The 4,834-nt window shown below is 65.4% G+C and carries 2 protein-coding genes and 2 pseudogenes; 1 reads left to right on the top strand and 3 read right to left on the bottom strand.

Going from position 1 to position 4,834, the window contains the following annotated elements:
* Positions 1–169: 169 nt before the first annotated feature.
* Positions 170–1,240: an ATP-dependent DNA ligase gene (locus tag JO059_RS01675; RefSeq protein ID WP_293314250.1), complete on the bottom strand. Its 1,071-nt coding sequence runs from the start codon at positions 1,238–1,240 to the stop codon at positions 170–172.
* A 37-nt stretch (positions 1,241–1,277) separates the two neighbouring features.
* On the opposite strand from JO059_RS01675, the gene ligD reads away from it, so the two are divergent.
* Positions 1,278–2,324, top strand: coding sequence for a non-homologous end-joining DNA ligase (ligD, locus tag JO059_RS01670; protein ID WP_293314248.1), 1,047 nt, complete (start codon positions 1,278–1,280; stop codon positions 2,322–2,324).
* Between the two features lie 213 nt (positions 2,325–2,537).
* On the opposite strand, the pseudogene JO059_RS22880 reads toward ligD, so the two are convergent.
* A pseudogene (locus JO059_RS22880) lies at positions 2,538–3,524 on the bottom strand (hypothetical protein); the annotation flags it as partial.
* A gap of 54 nt (positions 3,525–3,578) precedes the next feature.
* Positions 3,579–4,631, bottom strand: a pseudogene (locus tag JO059_RS01665) (PE family protein); the annotation flags it as partial.
* Positions 4,632–4,834 lie beyond the last annotated feature (203 nt).

The following is a 4,834-nucleotide window of genomic DNA, read 5'->3' as shown; positions in this document are numbered from 1 at the left end:
CCACCCTTTGTCTACCCACCGCCGAATTACCGAGTGTCTCAACGCGACAGCGGCCCACCGGTGAGCGTGGGTTGATGATGCCCACCCGCGGCCGCACCCGCGCACAAGACCGCGCCCGCCGCATCGACGCCGAACGCGCCTTCAATGACTCCGCCCTTACCAAGCGACGCTAAGCCGGGCCGAGGCCCGGAACGATCTCGTTGAGGCTGAATGTAACCGGTTGCTCGAGTTGCGCGTAGGTGCACGTGCGGGGATCGCGGTCGGGCCGCCACCGGCTGAACTGGGCGGTGTGGCGAAACCGCGGCCCTTCCATGTGGTCGTAGCGAACCTCGACCACGCGCTCGGGTCGGAGCGGCACGAACGAGAGGTCCTTGCCCACGTTCCAGCGTGAGTATTCGTTCTTGCGCGGCGTTCGCTCGCCCGCTTCGTGCGCGGCCCAATTCCAGGGATGACCGTCGAAAGTCGTTACCAACGGCTGTAATTCGTCGAACAGCCGTCTCCGTTCGGCCATGGGAAACGCGCCGATCACGCCGACCGAAGCGAGCCTGCCGTCGTCCTGGTAAAGCCCCAGCAGCAACGACCCGATCGCCTCACCGCCGGACTTATGTACCCGATAGCCGGCGACCACGCAGTCGGCGGTGCGCTCGTGTTTGATCTTGAACATCACGCGTTTGTCGGGCTGATAGGTGAGCGTCAGTGGCTTGGCGATGACGCCGTCGAGGCCGGCGCCCTCGAATTCCTCGAACCAGCGCTGAGCGGTCCGCAGATCGGTGGTCGCCGGCGTGACGTGGATCGACGGCCCCGAACGCGCCAACGCCTCAACCAGGGTGGCGCGCCGCTCGGTGAACGGGCGCTGGGTGTAGTCATCGTCGCCGAGCGCGAGCAGGTCGAAGGCGATGAAGGAAGCCGGCGTTTTCTCGGCAAGCATCCGCACCCGCGAGTCGGCCGGATGAATCCGCTGCTGCAGCGCCTCGAAGTCCAGGCCATGCTCGGTGGCGACGACGATCTCGCCATCGATCACGCAGCGTTCCGGCAGCTCTGTCCGGACCGCCGCGACCAGCTCGGGGAAGTAGCGCGTCATCGGCCGCTCGTTGCGGCTGCCCAGCTCGACCTGATCGCGGTCGCGAAAGCAAATGGATCGAAAGCCGTCCCATTTCGGCTCATACGACGCATCGGGCGGGATCGAGCGCACCGGTTTGGCCAGCATCGGCGAAACGGGCGGCGTAACGGGCAAGTCCATTGGCTCATTCTTACGTGCGGCGTGCTGGAATCATGACGTGGCGGCTGCAGCAGAAGAGATCGACGTCGACGGCATCGCGGTACGGCTCACCAACCCCGACAAGGTGTACTTCCCGGCGCTGGGATCCAACGGCACCAAGCGACGGCTCGTCGAGTACTACCTCGCCGTGGGCTGCGGTCCGATGCTGACCGCGCTGCGCGACCGTCCCACCCACCTGCAGCGCTTTCCTGACGGCATTGAGGGTGAGGAGATCTACCAGAAGCGGGTTCCGCAGCGCCATCCCGACTACCTGGAGACCTGCCGCGTGACGTTCCCCTCGGGACGCACCGCCGACGCCCTGAAAGTCACCCACCCCGCCGCCATCGTGTGGGCGGCGCAGATGGGCACGATCACGTTGCACCCATGGCAGGTGCGCTGCCCGGACACCGATCATCCCGACGAGTTGCGCATCGACCTGGATCCGCAGCCCGGCACCGGTTTTCAGCAGGCACGGGCCGTCGCCGTCGACGTCCTGCGGCCACTTCTCGACGAACTCGGCCTGGTCGGGTACGCGAAGACTTCCGGCGGCCGTGGCGTCCACGTGTTTCTGCGCATCGCCACCGACTGGGGCTTCGTCGAGGTGCGCCGGGCGGGCATCGCGCTCGCCCGCGAGGTGGCGCGTCGCGCACCGGACGCGGTGACCACCTCGTGGTGGAAAGAGGAGCGTGGCGAGCGCATCTTCATCGACTTCAACCAGAACGCGCGCGACCGCACCATGGCGTCGCCCTACTCTGTCCGGCGCACGCCGATCGCGACGGTGTCGACACCCCTGACGTGGGACGAACTCGCCGGCGCCGACCCGGACGACTACACCATGGCCACCGTGCCCGATCTGGTGAAGCACCGCGACGACCCGTGGGCGGACATGGACGACGTGGCCCAGTCGATCGTCCCGCTGCTCGCGATGGCCGACGCCGACGAAGAGCGCGGACTAGGCGACATGCCATACCCGCCGAACTATCCGAAGATGCCGGGAGAGCCGAAACGTGTTCAGCCCAGCAGAAATAGGGATTTGACCACTAAGAATAGGGGAGGCCTCCGATGAGGGCGAAATGAGCGGGATAATTCACTATAGGCCCCTGTTTGAGGGTGTTTTTGTGTCCCTCACCGCCCGCTCGAAAAGTATCGGCTGCTGGATGAGTTTCTGCGCAAGGAACCGACGGGGCGTTTGTGTTTCGGCAAGTGATTGGCCCGGTCCGTGTCCTTTAACTTTCTATCCGTGTTGCCGGGAACATTAATGGGCTTGCCCATGCGGTGCTCAGCTGTCGAAGTATGTCGTCCCGGTACCGCTGGGGCTGTACGCGACGTAGATCGGGATGCCGTTGGAGGCTGGGATGCCGCTGGGGAGGACGAGGCCGCCGCCGTACCCGGAGAACGGAAAAACTCCAGAATTAAAAGGCGTATTCGTGGTACTTGTGTAAACATCCGGAAGCCCCGGTCCGTTCACGGTCGCGGAATACAGCAAAGCCGGAGTACCGGGATTTCCCGGGTTGTTGCTCGTATAAACCCAGATAGTATCTCCCGCTGGAAATTTCGTGTCGCTGGGATTTGGCAGCGCGGACTGGGGGACGCCTCCGTATATGCCACCGCTATCGATAGCCCCGGTGGGGGTCGCTGGAATGGCGGTTGTACCCGGGTTAGGGGGAGGGGAAGCGGTTGATGTGACCTGCACCAGCAGATCGGGAGAAGCCGAGGTTTTCGCGCCTCCGGGAAGCGAAGCATAGTAGCTCAGCGGGTTGGCGCCGAACTGCAGCTGATTCTGGGGGTTGTTTAGAAGCACACCCTGATTGAGGGTGCCCGGCAATTCCTGGACGGGAGAGAAGCCCACACCATCAGCCCTAACGCCAACACCCATTACGCCGACTACAGTATGGGTGTCCCCCGCTGGGTCGACGTATGTCGATTGCGATGGGCTCCATGTGTAGATTGTCGAGGTCGTCATACCATTTTTGGTAGTTGTGACTGTATCGGAGTTGATGACACCGATGGTCATCGGCTGGGTGACGATTCCAGTACCGGCAAAATTCACCGATGCGTTGTATTCCGTGTAAGCGTATGTGTGGGTGGTCGACCCTTGGGGGTTGTATACCTTCGACCCCGTCCCGATGGGCTGGCCGAGATTTACGCCATTGACGTCTGGCGGTGTGACTAGAAGGCCTTGGGAACCGGTGTCGACTATCACCGGCGAACTCGGTCCGCTCTCTATGCTTATGTACGTAATTTCGCGAGGCTGGCCATTGTCCAGCACCGCATTCAAATACATCGGGGCGGTAGCTGGGCCACCAGCGGCGCCGGTGGGCCCGGCTTTGCCCCACAACATGCCGCCGGGTCCGCCCGGGCCGCCGGGACCCAGCACCCCGCCGGTCCCGCCCGGGCCCCCGGTGCCGACCAGCCACCCGCCATGACCACCCGAACCACCTCGGGCCAATTCCCCGCCGACCCCGCCAGGCCCACCCTTCCCGAACAACACCGCGCTGCCGCCGCTACCACCGATAGCCAGGGGCCCGCCGATACCGCCGGGCCCGCCGTGGCCATACAGCCACCCGCTGATGCCCCCGGCCCCGCCGGGTGCGCCCCACTGGCCCATGCCGCCGGTGCCACCGGCGCCGAGCAACCCCGCCGGACCGCCCGCTCCGCCAGGTCCACCGTTACTGAACAACACCGCGCCGCCGCTGCTAACGCCGGTAATCGTGAGTGGCCCGCCGATACCACCGGGTCCGCCGTGGCCATACAGCAGACCCCCCGCGCCGCCGGAGCCTCCGACGGCACCCGGTCCGCCCATACCCCCGGTGCCACCGGTGCCCAGCAACCCCGCCGGACCACCCGCCCCGCCGGGGGCTCCGGCGGCGGTGCTGTTGCCACCGTTGCCGCCCCTGCCCCACAAGATGCCACCGGCACCGCCGGGCATCCCCACCCCTAGCCTGTTGGTCGCGCCGTTGGCGCCGGGGCCGATCAGCGGACGCCCGAGCAGAAACTCGGTGGGCGCATTGATCACGCCGAGCAGGGCCTGCCGGACCGGCTGGGTCTCCTGCAGGAACGGCTGAAACGCGCCCAGCAGCATCTGCTCGACGTTGGCGGCCTCGGTGCCGGCGTAGGCACACGCACCGGCCGTGAGGGTCTGCACAAGCTGGGAATGAAACGCCGCCGCCTGCGCGCTGAGCGCCTGATACTGCTGGGCGTGGCCGGAAAACAGCGAGGCAACAGCCGCCGACACCTCATCCTCGGCTGCGGCCAGCACCGCCGTGGTGGGGGCTGCTGCCGCCGCGTTGGCTTTGGTGATCGTGGAGCCGATACTCGCCAGACTTGTGGCCGCGTCCGTCGCTGTTTCCGGCACCGCGATCACGAACGACATGGGAGACCTCCGGTAGCCGAGCTGCCCCCGCGTTCAGCGATAAATGGATGTTAGGTGCTCCCGTTAGCGAATTCTGTGTTTTTTCGCCGACGACGAGTGTGAGGTTGGCCTGCGAGCACTGGGTTTTGTTTTGGCCGACCGGGCAGGGCTGCGTTTACGCTGGTCACATAGTGTCACTGGCAGGATTCGAAATTGCGGCGTTT

It is taken from the genome of Mycobacterium sp., from assembly GCF_019247615.1.
GTDB lineage: Bacteria > Actinomycetota > Actinomycetes > Mycobacteriales > Mycobacteriaceae > Mycobacterium.
Note: the sequence above shows the minus strand (reverse complement) of the source record. Positions and strands in the feature narration are given on the sequence as shown.